Here is an 18,553-nt window from a genome sequence, read left to right as displayed (position 1 = left end):
CTTGGGGCTGGCCTTCGCGCAAACGTCTTGATCATTGGACCGTGGATGCGGTCCAGTTCCCCCGCCCCGCGCTTGAATGCGCCTGTCCGCCAGCCGATGAGCCCGCCGAACATGCTGCCTGCCGCCAATGACGATGCCCTGGCCGAGCAGGCCCGGGACTGGATCGCGTGGCTGGCCTCGGGCGATATCAGCGACGCGCGCATGCAGGCGTTCGAACACTGGCTGCAACAGCCGGGGCACCGCAGGGCCTTCGAACACGAGCGCGCGCTGTGGCGCAGCGTCGGGCCGCGAGCGCAGCCGGCCCGCGTGGCTGGTCGACGCCCGCGCCGACGGCGTTGGGCCATGGCTGCGGCGGCAATGCTGGCGATGCTGGTGGCATGGCCGGAGGCGTGGCTGCGCCTGCAGTCCGATCACCGCAGCACGCACCAGGTGCAGAACGTACTGCTGCCTGATGGCAGCCGTGCGGTGCTGGACGCCGACAGTGCGATTGCCGTGCACTTTGATGCGAACGCCCGCCAGGTCGAGCTGTTGCGCGGGCGTGCCTGGTTCGAGGTCAGTCCGGATGCGCAGCGACGTTTCAGCGTGCGCGCCGGCAATGGCGTGGTCGAGGACATCTCGACCGCCTTCACCGTGGCGCGGGGCCGCGACCAGGTGGAAACCCAGGTCGGGCAGGGCAGGGTACGGATGGCCAGCCCGGTTGACGGTGGCTGGACCTACCTGCAGCAGGGCCAGCGCGCGGCCTACGGTGAACACAGTGGTGTGAGGCGATTGGGGGACGTTGCGGCCGACAGCGTCGGCGCCTGGCGTCAGGGCGAGCTGCTGTTGGAACAGGCCCGCGTCGCTGACGCGGTGCAATGGGTGGGGCGCTATCGCGCTGGCCCGACCTTCGTGCGTGGTGATCTATCGCAGCTGCCGGCGGTAAGCGCGGCGTTGCGCATCGACCGCCCGGAACAGGCGCTGGATGCGCTGGCCGCGACGGCTGGATTGCAGGTGACCCGGCTGCCGCTCGGCGTCGCCATCGTCCATCGGTAGATTCACGCCATTGCCCCGGTGCCGACCAACGGTCGGCACCCACCACTGCAACCAGCCACGCAACCGTCGGCACCTGCTTCGACTGCAAATCCCCTTGGGGTTGCCACGCTTTCATCCGTCTTACTCCGCGAACGTACCCGCCGCCGCCACGTACGTCGCCGTGTCCGCCCGTGTTGCGGATGACGCCGCGTTCGCGGCACCGATTACCTGACAGGTTCCCCCATGTTCGACTTCCATCGCCCGGGCCGCGTGCTGCGCCCGTCCCGCCTGTGCATCGCGTTGCTCGCCGCCGGCCTGGCCAGTGCCGCGCCGTCCGTACTGGCGCAGAGCGCCAGCAGCGACCACGCGGCCGTGCTGCGCTTCGATATTCCGGCGCAACCGCTGGATGACGCGCTGCGCAGCTACATGCGCCAGTCCGGTGTGCAGGTGGTCTATCCCGCATCGCTGGCACGTGGCGTAACCTCTCGCGCGGTCGGCGGCAGCCTGTCGGCCAACGAGGCGCTGCAGCAGCTGCTGCAGGGCAGTGGCCTGGCAGTGCGCCGGGTCAGCGCCGATGCGGTCACCCTGGAAGCGGCAACGCCGTTGCAGGCCGACAGTGGTGTGATCGTCACCGACACGCTGAGTGTGGCCGGCGACCGCGTCGGGAGCGGCGCGACCAGTGATGAAGCACGCCTGCTCGACAGCTATCGCAGCGTGGGTTCGACCACCACGCTCAATCGCACGCATCTGGAGCGTTTCCGCGGCACCTCCAACGGCGACATCGTCAAGGGTGTGGCCGGTGTCACCGCCGGTGATCCGCGCGTGGGCAACGGCTTCGACGTCAACATCCGCGGTATCCAGGGCCAGGGCCGCGTGCCGGTGATCATCGACGGTGGCCAGTCCAGCATGGATACCTACCGTGGCTACGCCGGCCAGTCGCAGCGCACCTACCTCGACCCGGACCTGATCTCCAGCCTGACCATCACCAAGGGGCCGAGCCTGCAGGCCAACGCGTCCGGTGGCATCGGCGGCGTGGTCGAGATGGAGACGTTGAAGATCGGTGACGTGCTGCGCGAGGGCCGCGACGTCGGCGTGCGCGTGCGCGGCGGCCTGGCCAATGGCAGTGCCAACAGCCTGCCGTCCTACAGTGCGGCACCGCGCACCGATCGCAGCGCCACCGGCAGCCAGTTCTTCAACGTGGCCGCCGCAGGGCACTGGGACCGCTTCGATCTGGTCGCCGCTTACGCCTACCGTGACAACGGCAACTACTTCTCCGGCCGCCATGGCTACGACGACTTCCCGCAGGATCGGCGCACGCTGGCGCCGCTGAATCCGCCGCGCACCGACGTTTTCAATACCTCTTCGCGCTCGAAGTCGGCGCTGCTCAAGGGCACCTGGCGCATCGACGACACGCAGACGCTGGAAGCCGGCTATCGCCGCTATGAAGGCACTGCCGGCGAGATCATGGCCTCGCAGATCATCCGCGTGGATCGTGACCGCATTCCACAGTGGGATCCGGGCCACGTCGACATGGACAGCTACAGCCTGCGCTACCGCTTCAATCCGGACAGCGAGCTGATCGACCTGCGCGTCAACGCCGCGTACACCGACACCGACAGCGTGATGTACAACAGCCTGACCGGCATCACCCCGTGGTACTTCGACCGCCGCACCGAGTGGTATGACGCGCCCAGCTTCAGCGGTGACCCCGGCTACAAGGATGCCTACCGCAATCCGCTGCGGCACAAACGCTTCGGCCTGGATGCCAGTAATACCTCCAGGTTCGACACCCGCGCCGGTGCGTTCACCCTCGACTACGGACTGTCCTACAGCGACGAAGACATCGCGCCGGGCAGTTCGGGGCCGGTCATGCACGATGACCTGGTCAACAACCGTTTCCTGCGCAACGCCGAGCGCAAGGAGTACAGCGCCGTGGCCTCGCTGAAGTGGCAGCCCGATGAGCATTGGGAACTGCTGGCCGGCGGCCGCTGGAACCGCGTGGATGTACATGACCGCAACCGCCTGGCCACGCCCGATGCCTATGAAGTGCAGGGACAGTACCGCTACACCGAACTGCTCAATGGCAACCCGGCGCTGCCGTCGTGGCGGGCCAAGCGCATCGCGCTGCTGAACTGGTACCCGGATGCCAACGGCAACTTCACCCGGGAATCGCTGCTGGCCTCGCCGTACAAGAAGGGCACGGTGGCCGACATCGGTGGCTGGAACTTCTACGACGCTGGCAAGGCGCAGGATCTGGAAGTGCCGGTCAGCTGGAGCTGGTCGCAGCCGATCCGCCGCCGCGACAGCGCGTTCTCGCCGACCGCCAGCGTGGCCTATCGCTTCAGCGAAGACACCATGGTCTACGTGAAGTACGCCGAAGGCACCAAGCTGCCGAGCCTGTTCGAGACCACGCTGGGCCTGCTCACCGCCGCCAAACCGGTGGGCGAGCTTAAGCCGGAGCGCGCGCGCAGCTGGGAAATCGGCGCCAGCACCCTCCGCTACGACCTGTTCACTGCCGGCGACCGCCTGGCGCTGAAGCTGGCGTATTTCGATACCCGTATCGACGACCTGATCACCCGTGACTACCGCACGCTGTCGGCGGGCCTGATCCGCAACGTCGACCAGTTCAAGGTCTCGGGCATGGAGTTCCAGTCCAGCTATGACAGCGGCAAGGTATTTGCCGATCTGTCCGCGCACTACTACTTCAAGGCCAAGACCTGCGCGCCGGACATCGCCGCCGAGCGCCGTGCCTATGGGGCGCAGCGCAGGAACGGCGAGCTGGCCAACACGCCCGACTGCGTGGACGGCGGCTTCGAGGGCTCGTACACCAATACCCAGAACCCACCGCGCTACATGGTCAACCTGACCCTGGGCTCGCGCCTGTTCGACGAGCGCCTGACCTTCGGCACCCGCGTGGTCCACAACGCCGGCCCGATCAGCAAGCTGGACAAGGACTGGAACGTGGGCCTGTCGGCGATCCAGCAGCTGTACCGGCCAACCACGCTGGTGGACCTGTTCGCCAGCTGGAGCTTCAACGACCAGCTCTCGGTGGAAGCCGGCGTGGACAACCTGACCGACCGCTACTACCTGGACCCGCTGGCCCTGGGCGTGATGCCGGCACCGGGCCGCACCGCGCGGCTGGCGCTGACCTGGAAGTACTGATCGGTCGCGGATGAGCGCTGGGGTCGGATCCCTTTCCTCCGGAAAGGGCGAGCGGCGGGGTCGGATCCCTTTCCTGTGGAAAGGGCTCTGACCCCAACAGCGCGGGATACCCCGCTTACAGCCCCGTCGCCGCCTTCACCGCGTCCTCGTGCAGCGACTCGTTCAGCTCATCCACCACGGTGGTCCATGCCGCATCGGCCTGCAGCGACTCGGACAGGAACTGGCGCTGCGCATCGTTCCAGTACGGTGCCTCGACCACTTCCACATCGGTGGCCAGCTGGTGCTCGCGGATGAAGCGGGCGATGCCCTCGGCGCTGGCGTCCAGGCCCAGCTGCAGGAACAGGTTGGTCATGCGCGGTTCGGTGGTGATCATCGTCGGTTCCTGCGGTAAGAAGGGATGCGCCATTATCGGCGCACATAGCCTTGGGGAAAGCCCCGTGGCGAACGTCTACAGCAGGACGACCCCCTTGGCATCCCCCATGAACGCACATATCGCCCCTGAAGACAGCCGCAGCCTGCGGCTCAAGGTCGCCACCCGCGACAGCCATGGCGCCCTGGACAAGCGCATCATGGCCGGTGACATCTTCGCCGACCGCAGCAACTTCGCCCGGTTCCTGCGCGTGCAGTACCGCTTCCATCGCAGCATCGATGCGCTGTATGCCAACCCTGCGCTGGACGCACTGCTGCCGGACCTGGGCGAGCGCCGCCGCCTGGCCCAGGTGGCGCGCGACCTGCAGGATCTGGAGCAGACGCTGCCCGGGGCCGACATCGCGGCGTTGCCGTCCGATCTGGAACTGCCCGCCGCGTTGGGGTGGCTGTATGTGGCCGAAGGGTCCAACCTCGGCGGCACCATTCTGTACAAGATGGCCGCCAGGCTCGGCCTGGATCGTGATTTCGGCGCCCGCCACCTGGCCGCGCATCCGGATGGCGCGGCGCGCCACTGGCGCGAGTTCACCGATGCGCTGGACGCGGTACCGCTGAGTGCCAGGCAGGAGCAGCAGGTGATCGATGCGGCCGACGCCGCGTTCCGCAGCGTGCACGGCCACGTCGAAGTGGAATTCGCCTGATGCCTGGTGCCCGCCTGCGGATGCAGCGCTGATGCGTTGGCTCTGGTTCGCGCTGGGATGGTTGATGGTCGTCCTCGGGGTGATCGGCGCGTTGCTGCCGGTGATGCCGACTACCATCTTCCTGATCCTCGCCGTGGGCTGCTTCGCACGCAGCTCGCCGAAGTTCGAGCAGCGCCTGCTGGCGCATCCGCGCTACGGCCCGTCACTGCGGCTGTGGCGTGAGCAGGGTGCGGTGTCGCGCAAGGGCAAGGCGTTCGCCAGTGCCGGCATGGCCGTGGGTTTTGCGCTGTTCTGCTGGGGAGCGCACCCGTCGTGGCGCCTGCTGCTGGGCGTGGGCCTGTTCTTCGCGGTCAGCGCCGGCTACGTGCTCAGCCGACCCGCGCCGCGGCTGCAGCCCCATCCGGCCGTGGAAGTGGACGACGCCAATGATCCGCGTGCGACCCGCCGTCGCGCAGCGACCCCTGATGCTGATGGAAACCGAGACGATGCTGCCTGCTGACCTGGCCCCTGTGGCCGCCCCCGCATTGACTCCGTGGGGCATGTACCTGGCCGCCGACGTGGTGGTGAAGGCCGTGATGATCGCGCTGGCACTGGCGTCGCTGGCCACCTGGACCGTGCTGCTGGCCAAGGGCTGGGAGCTGGCGCGGCAGGCCCGGCAGCTGCGTGCGGCACGCGCGCTGTTGCTGCAGTCCGCACAGCTGCCGACGCAGAGCGAAGAAGCGACCCTGCAACAGGGCGCCGCACTGACGATGCTGGATGCTGCACGCACCGAACTGCGCCTGTCGCAGGAGCTGGACAGCCACGACGGCATCAAGGAGCGCGTCGCCTCGCGCCTGGAGCGCATCGAGCTGGAAACCGCGCGCGTGCAGCGGCGCGGTATCGGCGCGCTCGCCAGCATCGGCGCGGTGGCGCCGTTCGTCGGCCTGTTCGGTACGGTGTGGGGCATCATGAACAGTTTCATCGGCATCGCCCACAGCAACACCACCAGCCTGGCGGTGGTTGCGCCCGGCATCGCCGAGGCCCTGTTGGCGACAGCGCTCGGCCTGGTCGCGGCGATTCCCGCGGTGCTGGTCTACAACCATTTCAGCCGCGTGCTGGCCGGCCTGCGGGGGCTGCTCGGCGATCTGTCGGCGGCCGTGCAGCAGCTGGTGTCGCGCGATCTTGATCGTGCCGTCCCGCGTGCCGCTGCGGCGCCGCTGCGCGCGGTGCACTGAGGCGCGACGATGGCGATCAGGACCGCGTCCGACCGCGACGATGCCCCCGAAGAAGCGCACGAGATCAATGTCACGCCCTTCATCGACGTGATGCTGGTGCTGTTGATCATCTTCATGGTGGCCGCACCGCTGGCCACGGTGTCGGTGCCGGTGCAGCTGCCGGCCAGCAGCGCCAATGCCGCGCCGCCGGAACAGGCACCGGTGTACGTGACCGTGCAGGCCGACCTGTCGCTGCGCGTCGGCGAGCAGGCGGTGGCGCGTGACGGGCTGGCGGCTGCATTGCAGGTGGCCACCCACAGTGATACCGCGCAACGCATCTTCCTGCGCGCCGACACCCGCGTGCCCTACGGCGAACTGATGGCCACCTTGGATGCGCTGCGTGCGGCGGGCTACCTGAAGGTGGCACTGGTCGGCCTGGAGCAGCGCACGCAATGAGCGGACTGCGGCGCTGGGCGACCAGCCTGGCGATCGTACTGCTGGTGCACGCGCTGTTGATCGGCGCGGCCTGCTGGTGGGTGGCGCGCGCACCGGTGCAGGCTGCAACGGCTCCCCCGGCAGCGCTGACGCTGGAGCTGGCGCCGATGGCGCAGGCACCGCCGGCGCCGCCGCGCGAGGTCGCCACCGGGCCGCTGCAGCAGCAACAGCAGCGGCAGCAGGCGCCAGCGCCAGCCGTGCGTGAGCAACCCAAGGCACCCGTGCAGCCGCAGGGTGAGCTGCCTCCGCCAGAAGCGCCGGAACCAGCGCCCGCGCCGGACAGCGCCGATGCCAACGTCGCGCAGACCAGCGCACCGCCGCAGGTGGCCGCCGACGCTGCCGCACGCTACACCGCGCCGCAGACCACGGCGGGTGAGCGCAGTCGTGCCGAGGCGACCTGGGAAGGACGCCTGCTCGGGCACCTGCAGCAGCACCGGCGCTATCCACGCCAGGCCGAGCGGCTGCGCCAGCAGGGCGTGGTCTACGTGCGCTTTGCCGTGGCCCGCGATGGCGCGGTCTCGGGGTTGAAACTGGGCCGCAGCAGTGGCTTCGCGCTGCTCGACCAGGAGACGCTGGACACCGTGCAGCGGGCCAGCCCGCTGCCGGCGCCGCCGGCCGAAATGGCCGGCGACCCGGTGGAAGTGATGGTGCCGGTGTCGTTCTTCCTGCGTGGGCGGTGATTGACGGTGGGGTCGGATCCCTTTCCGCAGGAAAGGGCTCTGACCCCATCGAGGCCGTCATCCACGCATGGCGCGGATCTACAACAGCGGCACCAGCAGCAGCGCCACGATGTTGATGATCTTGATCAGCGGATTGATCGCCGGGCCGGCGGTGTCCTTGTACGGATCGCCGACGGTGTCGCCGGTCACTGCCGCCTTGTGTGCCTCGCTGCCCTTGCCGCCGAAGTGGCCATCCTCGATGTACTTCTTGGCGTTGTCCCAGGCACCGCCGCCGGTGGTCATCGAAATGGCCACGAACAGGCCGGTCACGATGGTGCCGATCAGCAGGCCGCCCAGCGCGCGTGGCCCCAGCAGCAAGCCGACCACCACCGGCACCGCCACCGGCAGCAATGACGGCACGATCATTTCGCGGATCGCCGAGCGGGTCAGCATGTCCACCGCCCTGTCGTACTGGGGCTTGCCGGTGCCCTGCATGATGCCGGGGATCTCGCGGAACTGGCGGCGCACTTCCTCCACCACCGCACCGGCGGCGCGGCCGACCGCTTCCATCGCCATCGCACCGAACAGGTAGGGAATCAGGCCGCCGATCAGCAGGCCGATGATCACCGTGTGGTCGCTGAGATCGAAGCGGAACTCCTGGCCGGGATTGGCCGCCTGCAGGTTGTGGGTGTAGTCGGCGAACAGCACCAGTGCGGCCAGCGCCGCCGATCCGATCGCATAGCCCTTGGTCACTGCCTTGGTGGTGTTGCCCACTGCATCCAGCGGATCGGTGATGTCGCGGATCTCCGAGGGCAGCTCGGCCATTTCGGCGATGCCACCGGCGTTGTCGGTGATCGGGCCGTAGGCATCGAGGGCGACAATCATGCCGGCCATCGACAGCATCGCAGTAGCGGCGATGGCGATGCCGTACAGGCCGCCCAGCGCGAAGGCTCCCCAGATCGCCGCACACACCGCCACCACCGGCAGCGCGGTGGACTTCATCGAAATGCCTAGGCCGGCGATGATGTTGGTGCCATGGCCGGTGGTCGAGGCCTGCGCCACGTGCTGCACCGGCTTGTACTGGGTGCCGGTGTAGTACTCGGTGATCCACACGATCAGCCCGGTCAGCACCAACCCGATCAACGCGCAGCCATACAGCGCCATCGGCCCATGCACGTTGTCGGACATCAGCCCGGTGGTGATCGGATAGAACGCAATCGCCGCCAGCACGCCGGAGACGATCACGCCCTTGTACAGCGCACCCATGATCGAGCCGCCCGGCTTCACCTTGACGAACAGCGCACCGATGATCGAGGCGATGATCGATACGCCGCCCAGCACCAGCGGGTAGAGCACCGCGTTGGCGCCGGCCTCGGCCAGCATCAGGCTGCCCAGCAGCATGGTGGCGATCACGGTCACCGCGTAGGTCTCGAACAGGTCGGCGGCCATGCCGGCGCAGTCACCGACGTTGTCACCGACGTTGTCGGCGATCACCGCCGGGTTGCGCGGATCATCTTCGGGAATACCGGCTTCGACCTTGCCGACCAGGTCGGCGCCGACGTCGGCTCCTTTGGTGAAGATGCCGCCGCCCAACCGCGCGAAGATCGAGATCAGCGACGAACCGAACGCCAGCCCGACCAGCGCGTGCAGCGCCTGCTCCATCGGCAGGCCCATGCGCAGCAGCAGTGCGTAGTAGCCTGCCACGCCCAGCAGGCCCAGCCCGACCACCAGCATGCCGGTGATCGCGCCGCCGCGGAAGGCGACGTCCATCGCCGCGCTGATGCCCTGGCGCGCCGCCTCCGCGGTGCGCACGTTGGCGCGCACCGACACGTTCATGCCGATGTAGCCGGCGGCGCCGGACAGCACCGCACCGACCGCGAAACCAATCGCGGTGTACCAGCTGAGGAACACCCCGACCAGCACGAACAGCACCACGCCGGCGATGCCGATGGTCAGGTACTGACGGTTGAGGTAGGCACGCGCACCTTCCTGGATCGCGGTGGCGATCGCAACCATGCGCTCATTGCCGGTGGGTTGGCGCAGGATCCAGCGCGCCGAGACGATTCCGAACAGGATCGCGAGAATGGCGCAGCCCAGCGCCAGTGACAGCCCGTGACGTTCCAGCATTAGACCCCTCCGCAGAATGGATGTAGGCATCCAGTGGCGATGAACGGCACCACGAGGGGGACGACGGGCTGCAGCCTGGAACCAACCCGTACCGACCTTGGTGGTCGTCCGACGTATGGCGGTGTTCAGCATTCCCTGGTGCCCGCAGTATGCGTGCCGCTCTTTGTAGAGTCGAGCCATGCTCGACTGGCCCGTGGGAGCCGCGCCGCATGACCCGTGGGCGCCCTGCCAATGAACGCGTCGACATGCGCGCGGACCCGCCGCCAGGCAAGGGCATGATTTGCGAGCCACCGGCCTTTGCACCCCGTTAAGCCAGCCTCTGCAAGCCTGCGCGGAGTCCCGATGGAGATCCCCCATGCGCCTGTCCCTGTTGATGCTCGCCGCCCTGGCCCCGGCCGTGCCGGCACTCGCTGCGGAAACCCCGGAGCTGCAGCGTGCCGTGGGCGCACCCCAGGCGGTGGGCGCGGTGCATACGCTGCGGCAGATTCCCGAGGCCTGCGCACGCCTGGAAGGTGCGTTCACCGGCGATGCCGCCGCCCCGTACCGCTTCTCCGCCGTGCGTACCAGCGAGCAATGCCAGCCACGTGCGCGCTTCGTCGACTACACCAAGGCACAGCCGAGTGCCGACAAGGGCTGGAAGCTCAACGATGTGATCCGCGTGCCCAACGCGGCATGCCCGGCGCAGCAGGCGGTGGTGCGGGTGTGGCGCCTGCCGTCGAGCAACAAGGTCGAGCTGGATGGGCAGGGCCAGTCGCGCATCTATCTGGAAGAGGCCAAGAAGCAGGCGGCAGCCGGCCAGATTCCGCAGGTGACGATGTTCGCCGCGCAGCTGCAGATGGAAGGCAAGGCCTGCAACTGAGATGATGCGTGCGCTGCGCCCACGCAGTCGTCCACGGGAGGTAGTGCCGGCCGCTGGCCGGCATCCGGCTGATCTCACTCCGCCAGCGTCGCCCCGCGCGCCACCAGCAGCTCGCGCAACGCCCTGCGATGGCAATGCGCTTCGTCCTCGCAGTAGCAGCCCACGCTGAGGTCGCTGTGCTGCGACATCGCGGCCAGCAGGTCCAGCGCGTGCGCGGCATCGGGCGCTTTCATCTCGGCCTTGTAGTGGCGGAAGAACGCAGTCCAGTCGGCGGCGGTCTTCGCCTCATGGGCCTGTTTCACCAGCTCCGCGCTGGGTGACAGAGTCGGGAACCAGACGTCGTACCAGTCCCGTTTCGCGAATTCGCTGCGGGGCACGCCGCGCGGTGGTCGCCGCACGGTGCCGATGCGCAGGCCCTCACCGGGTTGGCGCGGGCTGCCGAGACGAACAACACGCAGTGCCATGATGACCTCCAGGCGGGGCGTCCATCATCCTGCGATGCACGTGCGCCAGACGTGAACCGCTGGGGAAACGAAAAGGCCCAGGCGCCTGCGCACCCGGGCCTTTTCCCATGCCGGCAGCGGTCAGTTGCCGCGGCAGTCCTTCAGCCACAACACCCGACCGATCTGGTCGTAGCTGTCGACCACGCCGGTCAGCGTGACTTTCTCGCGCGGGCGCAGGGCCAGCGCATACGCGGCCTGGTTGGCTGCGAACGAGCAGGAAATGGCCACACGCTCAAAATCGATGCTGCCATCGCTGGGCAGGTCGAAGCTGGTGTTGTAGGTGCCGCCACTGCGCAGCACGGTGGTGATGCGACCGGTGATGGCGTAGGTCTTGCCCTTGTAGCGCGGCTCGACCGCGGCCGGGTTGTCCTTGTTCTGGTTGCGCAGCTGGAAGCCGAAGCGGTCGGCGGCAATGGTCACCACCGAGGCCTGCGGAGTGGCCTTGGCCGCCTGTTCGCCCGCCTTGCCTGGCTTGATCTGGTTGAGCAGCTTGCACATTTCTTCGCGCACGCCGTCGGCCGGGGCGATGGCGCCCTTGTTGACCTTCACCACCATGCCGACGGTGCCTTGGCCGCCTTCGGAGGTGGCACTGATGATCATCGGAATCGGCTTGTGGGCCATGGATTCCGGCTCTTCGATCAGCATCGAGCCGCCTTCCACGTCCTCGCTGAGGACGTCCATGTTGGCGTTCTTGGCGATTACCCGCATCTGGCCGATGGCGCTGGCCACGGTCAGGTCAGGATGGGTGACCGATGAAGTGAAGGTAGTGCCGACGAAGGGATTGCCCTTCTTCTGGAAGTTGCTTTCGCAGGTCGCAGCGAAGGCCGGCGCGGCAGCACCGCACAGCAGCGCGGCGATCAGGATCGGGTGCTTCATGGTTACAGTCCTTGTGAAATGGCAGCACGGGCCCGGGCCTTGAGGGCCGGGCAGCGTCGAATCTGGCTTGCAGCGGCCCCTTTGCCCCGGGCCGGAGCCCGATTGTGGGGCGCTTCGGCGGCCGCCGCAATGCGCCCTGTGCGCCGCACAGGACGCAGGCACACTTCAGCCCTCGAAGGCCGGCAGCTTCTGCTTCACCGCCACGTTCTTCAGTGTCACGTACTTCGGCAGGCCGTCGGTGCCATAGGGAAGCGGCGCTTCGCCCTTGATCAGCGGCGACAGGTAGGCGCGCGCCTTGGCGGTGATGCCGAAGCCATCGCGGCGGATGAAGCCGGCCGGCATCTTCTTCTCGTGGTTGGCGATCTTCGACAGCGGGGCTGCTTCGATCTTCCAGCGATAGGGCGCATCGCTGCTGCGCACGATCACCGGCATCACGCCGTTCTGGCCCTTCAGTGCCAGCTGCACGGCGGCCTTGCCGACCGCCTGTGCCTGCTCCCAGTCGGTCCTGCTGGCCAGGTGGCGGGCCGAGCGCTGCAGGTAGTCGGGCAGCGCCCAGTGCACCTTCAGGCCCAGCTGATCCTTGACCCGTGCAGCAAGGTGCGCGGCCACGCCGCCCAGCTGCGAGTGACCGAACGAGTCCTTGCCGCCGCCTGCGTCGGCGACGAAGCGGCCATCTGCGGTCGCGATACCTTCCGACGCCACCACCACGCAGTAGCCGACGCGCTCGACCACGGCCTTCACCTTGGCCAGGAATGCGGCCTCGTCGTAGGCGCGCTCGGGCAGCAGGATGATGTGCGGTGCTTCGTCATCACCGTTGCCAGCCAGGCCGGCGGCCGCGGCCAGCCAGCCGGCGTGGCGGCCCATCGCCTCGTAAATGAAGACGCGGGTGGAGGTCTCGGCCATCGCCGCCACGTCCAGCGCCGCCTCGCGCACCGAGACGGCGGTGTACTTGGCCGCCGAGCCGAAGCCGGGGCAGGTGTCGGTCACCGCCAGATCGTTGTCGATGGTCTTGGGCACGCCAATGCAGGTCAGGTCGTAGCCGGAGGCCTTGGCCAGCTGCGAGACCTTCAGCGCGGTATCGGCCGAGTCGTTGCCGCCGTTGTAGAGGAACCAGCGCACGTCGTGCGCGCGCAGCACCTCCAGCAGGCGGTCGTAGCGGGCGCGGTCGGCGTCCAGCGATTTCAGCTTGACCCGGCACGAGCCGAAGGCACCGCCTGGGGTATGGGCCAGCGCGCGGATGGCCGCGGCACTCTCCTTGCTGGTGTCGATCAGCTCCTCGCGCAGGGCGCCGAGGATGCCGTTGCGGGCGGCCAGGACCTTGATGCCCTTGGCCCGCGCCTGCTCGATCACCGCCGCCGCCGTGGCGTTGATGACGGCGGTGACACCGCCGGACTGGGCATAAAGGAGAGTACCGTTGCGCATGCTTCTACCTGCTCGGGGGAGGGGACATTGCAGGGACATTACCCGGATGCGGTAAAGTGGCGCTATTGCGGTGCAGCGATACCGGACCGTCCGGGACGCGAACCTTCTTTGTTTTCAACACGTTGGAGTCAGGTCAATGCGATTGGTTCTGTTGGGACCGCCCGGTTCGGGCAAGGGGACACAGGCGACGCGCCTGAAGGAAAAGCTGGGCATCGCCCACATTTCGACCGGTGACATGCTGCGCGCGGAAATCGCCGCCGGCACCGAGCTGGGCAAGCAGGCCAAGACGGTGATGGATGCCGGCAACCTGGTGTCGGACGACATCCTGCTGGGCATGCTGGAGTCGCGCCTGACCCAGGCTGATGTCGCCAAGGGCTTCATCCTCGATGGCTACCCGCGCAACGTGGCCCAGGCCAATGCGATGGACGGCCTGCTGGCCAAGATCGGCCAGCCGCTGGACGCCGTGGTGCAGCTGGACGTGGCCACCGAGCTGCTGGTGGATCGCATCGCCGGTCGTGCCAAGGAGCAGGGCCGCGCCGATGACAATCCGGAAGCGGTGCGCCAGCGCCTGCAGGTCTACAACGAGCAGACCGCCCCGGTGGTCGATTTCTACGCCGGCCGTGGCACCCTGGCCCGCGTCGATGGCGTCGGTGAGCTGGACGAGATCGAAGCCCGCATCCTGGCGGCGATCAAGGCCTGATCCGGCCGGGCCGGCGCGAATTGCCGGCTCCCCGGGCGCAAAAAAACACAGGCCTGGTCCGCGAGGATCAGGCCTGTGTCGTTTGACAGGCGCCAGCGAAGTGCTTGCTCAGGGCCCCGCAGCATGAGCTCCCTTGGGGATGGCCTCTTGGGGAGTAGGACCGGTTCGGGTACTGCGGCTGGCAGTTCGAATTGTGTCCGGGTTCACAGAACATCGCTATCGGGAATTCCCTGACAGCTGATTGGAGTTTTCTCACATCCCGTGTAGGGGTTGTCTTACCCGATAGCGGACATTGGCCCTATACAGCCGTCATCGGTCACAATCCTCGGTCATGAGCAGCGTACATATCCTTGCAATTGCCGGCACCTTCATGGGCGGCGTGGCCGCCCTGGCGCGGGAACTCGGGCATTCCGTCAGCGGCAGCGACCAGGCCATCTACCCGCCGATGTCGACCCAGCTCGAACAGCTGGGCATCACCCTGGACCAGGGCTACCGTGCCGACAGCGTGCCGGCCGGCACCGACGAGGTGGTGATCGGCAACGCGCTGTCGCGCGGCAATGCCGCCGTGGAAGCCGTGCTCGATGCCGGCCAGCGCTATATATCCGGCGCGCAGTGGCTGTCCGAGCAGGTGCTGCCGGGCCGCGACACGCTGGCCGTGGCCGGTACCCATGGCAAGACCACCACCACCACCATCCTCACCTGGCTGCTGGAAAGTGCAGGGCGCTCGCCCGGCTTCCTGATCGGCGGCGTCGCCGAGGATTTCGGAGTCTCCGCGCGCCTGGGCCAGGGCCGCGAGTTCGTGGTCGAAGCCGATGAGTACGACACGGCCTTCTTCGACAAGCGCAGCAAGTTCGTGCACTACCGGCCGCTGGTGGCCATCCTCAACAATCTTGAATACGACCACGCCGACATCTTCCCGGACGTGGCGGCGATCCAGCGCCAGTTCCACCACCTGGTGCGTACCGTGCCCGCACGTGGGCGGCTGATCGTCAACGGCGAGGATCAGCGCCTGGCCGAAGTGCTGGCGATGGGCTGCTGGACTCCGGTCGAGCGGTTTGGTTTCGATCCGTCGCTGGAGTGGCATGCCGAGCTGCTGGCCGCCGATGGCAGCGCGTTCCGCGTGCACCATCGTGGGCAGGCGCTGGGCGACGTGCAGTGGTCGCTGCTGGGCCGCCACAACGTGCTCAACGGGCTGGCCGCGCTGGCCGCTGCGCATGCAGTGGGCGTGGCGCCGGCCACGGTGATCCCGGCGCTGGCGCGCTTCCGCAGCGTCAAGCGCCGCATGGAAGTGATCGGCAGCCATGGCGGCATCACCGTCTACGACGATTTCGCCCATCACCCCACCGCGATCGCCACCACGCTGGAGGGCCTGCGTGCCAGGGTCGGCGATGCGCGCATCGTGGTTGCGATGGAACCGCGCAGCAACTCGATGCGGTTGGGCGCACATGCGCAGGCACTGGCACCGTCGCTGGCGCTGGCTGATGAAGTGGTGTTCCTGCATCGCCCGGAACTGGCCTGGGATGCCGCTGCGGTGATCGCTGCGGTACGTGGTGACGCCCACGCGGTGCCGGATACCGACGCATTGCTGGCGCAGCTGCAGTCCAGCGTGCGTAGCGGCGACCACGTGGTGTTCATGTCCAACGGTGGCTTCGACGGCGCCCCGCGCCGCTTCCTCGCCGCGTTGCAGGCCCGATGAGCGTCGACAGCCCGCTGCCGCTGTTTCCGCTGCACACCACGCTGGTGCCGGGTGCGGCGGTGGGCCTGCGTGTTTTCGAGCGCCGCTATCTGGACCTGGTCCGCGACAGCGGCCGCAGTGGTGAGGGGTTCGGTGTCTGCCTGATCCTCGATGGCGAGGAAGTCGGCGCACCGGCGACGCCGGCGGCCTACGGTGTGCAGGTGCGCATCGAAGACTTCGATGTCGGTGCCGATGGCGTGCTGCAGCTTCGCCTGCGCGGCACCCGCCGTTTCCATGTGGAGCGTACCCGCGTGCGCGACAACGGCCTGGTGGTGGCCGACGTGCGCTGGTGCGAGGAAGACCCGGACGACGAACTGCGACCACAGCACGCGCTGCTGGCCACGGTGCTGGGGCACATCATCGAACAGGCCGGCGAGGCTTATGCGCCGTCCAACCCGGCGTTGCTGGACCAGGCCAGCTGGGTCGGCTGGCGGCTGGCCGAGCTGTTGCCGCTGAGCGAGCAGCAGCGCCTGCAGCTGCTGCAGATGGACGACCCGCACCAGCGATTGCAGCAGTTGCTGGGCTGGATGCCGTAGCAGCCTGCCTTGGGTGGGTGTGCACCTTGGTGCACACGCTGGGGCATGCGTGGAATGCCATCCACGCACGGCGTGGATCTACTGATCTACTGTAGAGCCGAGCCTATGCTCGGCTTGATGGTTCCCGCGAAGAGCAGCCGAGCATGGGCTCGGCTCTACAGTGGGTGATCGCGCACCGGTGCCGGTCAGGGCGCCGTGGTCTTCAACCGCAGCACCGGCAACCCGGTTTCGCTGTGCACATCCTCGCGCTGCGGCAGGTCCTGCACGGCGTCCTTCACTGCGTTGAGCGCCGGGTCGACGCCACGCAGCGGGTGCCACATGCCGATCCACTCGAAATGACGCTCGTAGCGCAGGGTCTGCGCACTGCCCAGCCATAGCGGCGTATTGCCCGGTTGCAACTGCGCAGGGGCTGGCCACAGGCGCAGTACGTAGCGCTCATCGCGGTGTGTACCCGGGCGCACCATCAACAGCGCTTCCACGCGCGTGTCCAGCGTGGCTGGCAGCACCGGCAGTTCGTCGGCACCCGTGTTCTTGTCCAGCATCAGCAGCGCCTCCTGCCAGCCGGCCTGTTCCTGCCGCTTCCAGCCGCGTGCTTCCAGCTGCGCCTGCAGCGGGGCCAGCGGGCCCGCCACCTGCACGTCCAGCGGCCAGCGCTGGTCGTCGTCGAACTCGTTGCGGCGCGCCGGCAGTGTCGCCCAGTCGTGCTGCCACCAGGCCTGCATGTCCATCGCCTGCGCCGCCGGCAGGGTCGGCTCGAAGCGTTCCAGCTTCACCGGAATGTGGCGCGGCGCGTACCACATCGCCGCCACGGCGAAGACACCGTAGAACAGCCACGCCACCGGCTTCACCCAGAACGAGCGGTTGAAGCGGCGGCGGTAGGCGATGCCCAGCACCAGCAGCCAGAACGTACCGAACAGCATGCCGCCGATCACATCGCTCAGCCAGTGCGCGCCCAGGTACAGGCGCGAGAAGCCGATCAGGCTGACCACGATGCCCGACACCAGGTACGGCCAGACACGGGTGCGGCCAGGCATCTCGCGGGCGATCAGCACCGCGAAGAAGCCGAAGGTGATGGTGGCCATGGTCACCGACACCGACGGGAAGCCAAAGCCACTGCTGGCATCGACCGGTCGCACCACATCCACCGTTGCGCCGAGCAGCATGGTCAACGCCAGGCCGAAGGCAAGCGCGGCCAGCCAGTGCGCGGCTGCCATCCAGCGGCGGCGCCAGATCAGGTAGCCCATCGCTGCAGCGGTGGCCGGCAACAACACCTGCCAGGCGCCCAGCGATGCCAGCGCGGCCATCGGGTAATCGGCCAGCGGATTGCGCAGCGCCAGCATGGCCTGGTGCACCAGCAGGTCGATCGCCAGCGGCTCGCCATGGGCGACCACCACGGTCAGCAGCGCGAACCAGCCCCAGCCCAGCACCAGCAGCATCAGCGCCAGCATCGCCAGCGGCACCGACTCGCGGCGCTTCGGGTCCAGCACACCGACGGTGTAGCGGCCCAGCGTCGGGTGTCGGTTGGACCAGTCCAGCAGCCGCGCCAGCCAGTTGTCCATGCGCGCGGCCGACCAGCGGTAGCCGTACAGCACGATGGCCCAGACCAGGCCGAGGATCACTGCCAGCAGGCCGACCACCACCACCAGGCGCCCTGCGACGGCGGCCACCGCGTCGTAGGCCTCGCCGAGCACCCAGCCCGGTGCCAGGAACAGCACCGCCCACGAAATGCTGGCGATGCCACTGGCCTGCATGTAGCGGCTGGCCGGCATTTTCATCATGCCGGCGATGGCCGGCACGAACGGCCGGATCGCGCCCACGTAGCGTGCTACCAGGATGCTCTTGAAGGCATTGCGGCGGAACAGGTTTTCGCCGCGGTCGAGCAGCTGCGGGTAACGGCTGAAGGGCCACACGCCACGCAGGCGGTCACCCCAGCGGCGCCCGATCCAGTAACTGATGCCATCACCGGCGAATGCGCCCAGTGCGGCTGCCGCCACCGCATACGGCCCGGAGATCTGGCCCAGCCCGATGAACACGCCCACCGCGAACAGCAGCGGCAGGGCCGGCACGATGGCGCCGAGAATGATCACCGCATCGCAGAAGGCGATGAGGAAGATAACGGCACCCGCCAGCACGGGGTGAGCGGCAATCCACGCGAGGGTGGCGTCGATCCATGAAGAGTCCATTGCCCGATTATAGGGGCGTGAAGGT

The 18,553-nt window shown here is 68.0% G+C and carries 17 protein-coding genes; 11 read left to right on the top strand and 6 right to left on the bottom strand.

Annotated elements, in window-relative coordinates:
• Positions 1-96 precede the first annotated feature (96 nt).
• Both ACT6SE_RS17415 and ACT6SE_RS17410 read left to right on the top strand, forming a co-directional pair.
• On the top strand, positions 97-1,032 hold the full coding sequence (locus tag ACT6SE_RS17415) for a FecR family protein (protein WP_046432373.1): 936 nt from the start codon (positions 97-99) through the stop codon (positions 1,030-1,032).
• A gap of 222 nt (positions 1,033-1,254) precedes the next feature.
• Positions 1,255-4,173: a TonB-dependent receptor domain-containing protein gene (locus ACT6SE_RS17410; protein ID WP_444811033.1), complete on the top strand. Its 2,919-nt coding sequence runs from the start codon at positions 1,255-1,257 to the stop codon at positions 4,171-4,173.
• Between the two features lie 115 nt (positions 4,174-4,288).
• Here the strand turns inward: ACT6SE_RS17410 and ACT6SE_RS17405 are convergent, their stop codons facing one another.
• Positions 4,289-4,546 (bottom strand): DUF2789 domain-containing protein, encoded by a 258-nt coding sequence (locus tag ACT6SE_RS17405; RefSeq protein WP_006390068.1) that lies wholly within the window; start codon positions 4,544-4,546, stop codon positions 4,289-4,291.
• A gap of 106 nt (positions 4,547-4,652) precedes the next feature.
• Here ACT6SE_RS17405 and ACT6SE_RS17400 point away from each other — a divergent pair, with 106 nt between their 5' ends.
• Genes ACT6SE_RS17400 through ACT6SE_RS17380 form a run of 5 tightly spaced genes read left to right on the top strand, consistent with a single transcriptional unit; the run spans position 4,653 to position 7,608 of the window.
• Positions 4,653-5,240 carry a biliverdin-producing heme oxygenase gene (locus ACT6SE_RS17400; protein ID WP_046432366.1) on the top strand — a complete coding sequence of 196 codons (588 nt, stop codon included), beginning with the start codon at positions 4,653-4,655 and terminating at the stop codon, positions 5,238-5,240.
• A gap of 31 nt (positions 5,241-5,271) precedes the next feature.
• Positions 5,272-5,739, top strand: a complete 468-nt coding sequence (locus ACT6SE_RS17395; protein ID WP_046432365.1) for a YbaN family protein — start codon at positions 5,272-5,274, stop codon at positions 5,737-5,739.
• Positions 5,726-6,454, top strand: coding sequence for a tonB-system energizer ExbB (exbB, locus tag ACT6SE_RS17390; protein WP_014648318.1), 729 nt, complete (start codon positions 5,726-5,728; stop codon positions 6,452-6,454). The genes ACT6SE_RS17395 and exbB overlap by 14 nt, the downstream gene beginning before the upstream one ends.
• Positions 6,455-6,463: 9 nt before the next feature.
• A complete protein-coding gene (gene exbD / locus ACT6SE_RS17385; protein ID WP_046432363.1) occupies positions 6,464-6,889 on the top strand; it encodes a TonB system transport protein ExbD in 426 nt (141 codons plus the stop codon).
• Positions 6,886-7,608: an energy transducer TonB gene (locus ACT6SE_RS17380; RefSeq protein ID WP_046432361.1), complete on the top strand. Its 723-nt coding sequence runs from the start codon at positions 6,886-6,888 to the stop codon at positions 7,606-7,608. The genes exbD and ACT6SE_RS17380 overlap by 4 nt, the downstream gene beginning before the upstream one ends.
• Before the next feature lie 78 nt (positions 7,609-7,686).
• On the opposite strand, the gene ACT6SE_RS17375 is transcribed toward ACT6SE_RS17380, so the two are convergent.
• Positions 7,687-9,714 (bottom strand): sodium-translocating pyrophosphatase, encoded by a 2,028-nt coding sequence (locus tag ACT6SE_RS17375; RefSeq protein ID WP_014648315.1) that lies wholly within the window; start codon positions 9,712-9,714, stop codon positions 7,687-7,689.
• Positions 9,715-10,069: 355 nt separating this feature from the next.
• On the opposite strand from ACT6SE_RS17375, the gene ACT6SE_RS17370 reads away from it, so the two are divergent.
• Positions 10,070-10,573: a hypothetical protein gene (locus ACT6SE_RS17370; protein ID WP_014648314.1), complete on the top strand. Its 504-nt coding sequence runs from the start codon at positions 10,070-10,072 to the stop codon at positions 10,571-10,573.
• Between the two features lie 74 nt (positions 10,574-10,647).
• Here ACT6SE_RS17370 and ACT6SE_RS17365 read toward each other — a convergent pair whose 3' ends face one another.
• The 3 genes from ACT6SE_RS17365 to ACT6SE_RS17355 form a co-directional block, all read right to left on the bottom strand.
• On the bottom strand, positions 10,648-11,037 hold the full coding sequence (locus ACT6SE_RS17365) for a DUF488 domain-containing protein (protein ID WP_014648313.1): 390 nt from the start codon (positions 11,035-11,037) through the stop codon (positions 10,648-10,650).
• Between the two features lie 120 nt (positions 11,038-11,157).
• The gene (locus ACT6SE_RS17360; RefSeq protein WP_046432358.1) at positions 11,158-11,952 is read right to left on the bottom strand and encodes a hypothetical protein; all 795 of its coding nucleotides are present in this window, start codon (positions 11,950-11,952) and stop codon (positions 11,158-11,160) included.
• Between the two features lie 165 nt (positions 11,953-12,117).
• Positions 12,118-13,374: a 6-phosphofructokinase gene (locus tag ACT6SE_RS17355; RefSeq protein WP_014648312.1), complete on the bottom strand. Its 1,257-nt coding sequence runs from the start codon at positions 13,372-13,374 to the stop codon at positions 12,118-12,120.
• 136 nt (positions 13,375-13,510) lie between these two features.
• Between ACT6SE_RS17355 and ACT6SE_RS17350 the strand changes: the two genes are divergently transcribed.
• From ACT6SE_RS17350 to ACT6SE_RS17340, 3 genes are all read left to right on the top strand, one after another.
• Complete coding sequence (locus ACT6SE_RS17350; protein ID WP_032956019.1) at positions 13,511-14,074, top strand: adenylate kinase; 564 nt, start codon at positions 13,511-13,513, stop codon at positions 14,072-14,074.
• A gap of 331 nt (positions 14,075-14,405) precedes the next feature.
• A complete protein-coding gene (mpl, locus tag ACT6SE_RS17345; protein WP_014648310.1) occupies positions 14,406-15,770 on the top strand; it encodes a UDP-N-acetylmuramate:L-alanyl-gamma-D-glutamyl-meso-diaminopimelate ligase in 1,365 nt (454 codons plus the stop codon).
• Entirely contained in the window at positions 15,767-16,345 is a 579-nt protein-coding gene (locus ACT6SE_RS17340) for an LON peptidase substrate-binding domain-containing protein (RefSeq protein WP_032956024.1), read from the top strand. The genes mpl and ACT6SE_RS17340 overlap by 4 nt, the downstream gene beginning before the upstream one ends.
• A gap of 185 nt (positions 16,346-16,530) precedes the next feature.
• On the opposite strand, the gene ACT6SE_RS17335 is transcribed toward ACT6SE_RS17340, so the two are convergent.
• Complete coding sequence (locus ACT6SE_RS17335) at positions 16,531-18,528, bottom strand: bifunctional DedA family/phosphatase PAP2 family protein (RefSeq protein ID WP_046432354.1); 1,998 nt, start codon at positions 18,526-18,528, stop codon at positions 16,531-16,533.
• Positions 18,529-18,553: the final 25 nt, after the last annotated feature.

The organism is Stenotrophomonas sp. LC732 (assembly GCF_052446685.1).
GTDB classification, from domain to species: Bacteria; Pseudomonadota; Gammaproteobacteria; order Xanthomonadales; family Xanthomonadaceae; genus Stenotrophomonas; species Stenotrophomonas muris.
This window is presented reverse-complemented; position numbering and strand designations above follow the sequence as displayed.

What these genes read in the sequence shown, in the direction of transcription:
- ACT6SE_RS17400 (WP_046432366.1), top strand. Translation starts at nt 4,653, where the DNA reads ATGAACGCACATATCGCCCCTGAAGACAGCCGCAGCCTGCGGCTCAAG.
- exbD (WP_046432363.1), top strand. Translation starts at nt 6,464, where the DNA reads ATGGCGATCAGGACCGCGTCCGACCGCGACGATGCCCCCGAAGAAGCG.
- ACT6SE_RS17410 (WP_444811033.1), top strand. Translation starts at nt 1,255, where the DNA reads ATGTTCGACTTCCATCGCCCGGGCCGCGTGCTGCGCCCGTCCCGCCTG.
- ACT6SE_RS17370 (WP_014648314.1), top strand. Translation starts at nt 10,070, where the DNA reads ATGCGCCTGTCCCTGTTGATGCTCGCCGCCCTGGCCCCGGCCGTGCCG.
- ACT6SE_RS17340 (WP_032956024.1), top strand. Translation starts at nt 15,767, where the DNA reads ATGAGCGTCGACAGCCCGCTGCCGCTGTTTCCGCTGCACACCACGCTG.
- ACT6SE_RS17375 (WP_014648315.1), bottom strand. Translation starts at nt 9,714, where the DNA reads ATGCTGGAACGTCACGGGCTGTCACTGGCGCTGGGCTGCGCCATTCTC.
- ACT6SE_RS17355 (WP_014648312.1), bottom strand. Translation starts at nt 13,374, where the DNA reads ATGCGCAACGGTACTCTCCTTTATGCCCAGTCCGGCGGTGTCACCGCC.
- ACT6SE_RS17395 (WP_046432365.1), top strand. Translation starts at nt 5,272, where the DNA reads ATGCGTTGGCTCTGGTTCGCGCTGGGATGGTTGATGGTCGTCCTCGGG.
- ACT6SE_RS17350 (WP_032956019.1), top strand. Translation starts at nt 13,511, where the DNA reads ATGCGATTGGTTCTGTTGGGACCGCCCGGTTCGGGCAAGGGGACACAG.
- ACT6SE_RS17415 (WP_046432373.1), top strand. Translation starts at nt 97, where the DNA reads ATGAGCCCGCCGAACATGCTGCCTGCCGCCAATGACGATGCCCTGGCC.
- ACT6SE_RS17335 (WP_046432354.1), bottom strand. Translation starts at nt 18,528, where the DNA reads ATGGACTCTTCATGGATCGACGCCACCCTCGCGTGGATTGCCGCTCAC.
- ACT6SE_RS17365 (WP_014648313.1), bottom strand. Translation starts at nt 11,037, where the DNA reads ATGGCACTGCGTGTTGTTCGTCTCGGCAGCCCGCGCCAACCCGGTGAG.
- ACT6SE_RS17360 (WP_046432358.1), bottom strand. Translation starts at nt 11,952, where the DNA reads ATGAAGCACCCGATCCTGATCGCCGCGCTGCTGTGCGGTGCTGCCGCG.
- exbB (WP_014648318.1), top strand. Translation starts at nt 5,726, where the DNA reads ATGCTGCCTGCTGACCTGGCCCCTGTGGCCGCCCCCGCATTGACTCCG.
- ACT6SE_RS17405 (WP_006390068.1), bottom strand. Translation starts at nt 4,546, where the DNA reads ATGATCACCACCGAACCGCGCATGACCAACCTGTTCCTGCAGCTGGGC.
- mpl (WP_014648310.1), top strand. Translation starts at nt 14,406, where the DNA reads ATGAGCAGCGTACATATCCTTGCAATTGCCGGCACCTTCATGGGCGGC.
- ACT6SE_RS17380 (WP_046432361.1), top strand. Translation starts at nt 6,886, where the DNA reads ATGAGCGGACTGCGGCGCTGGGCGACCAGCCTGGCGATCGTACTGCTG.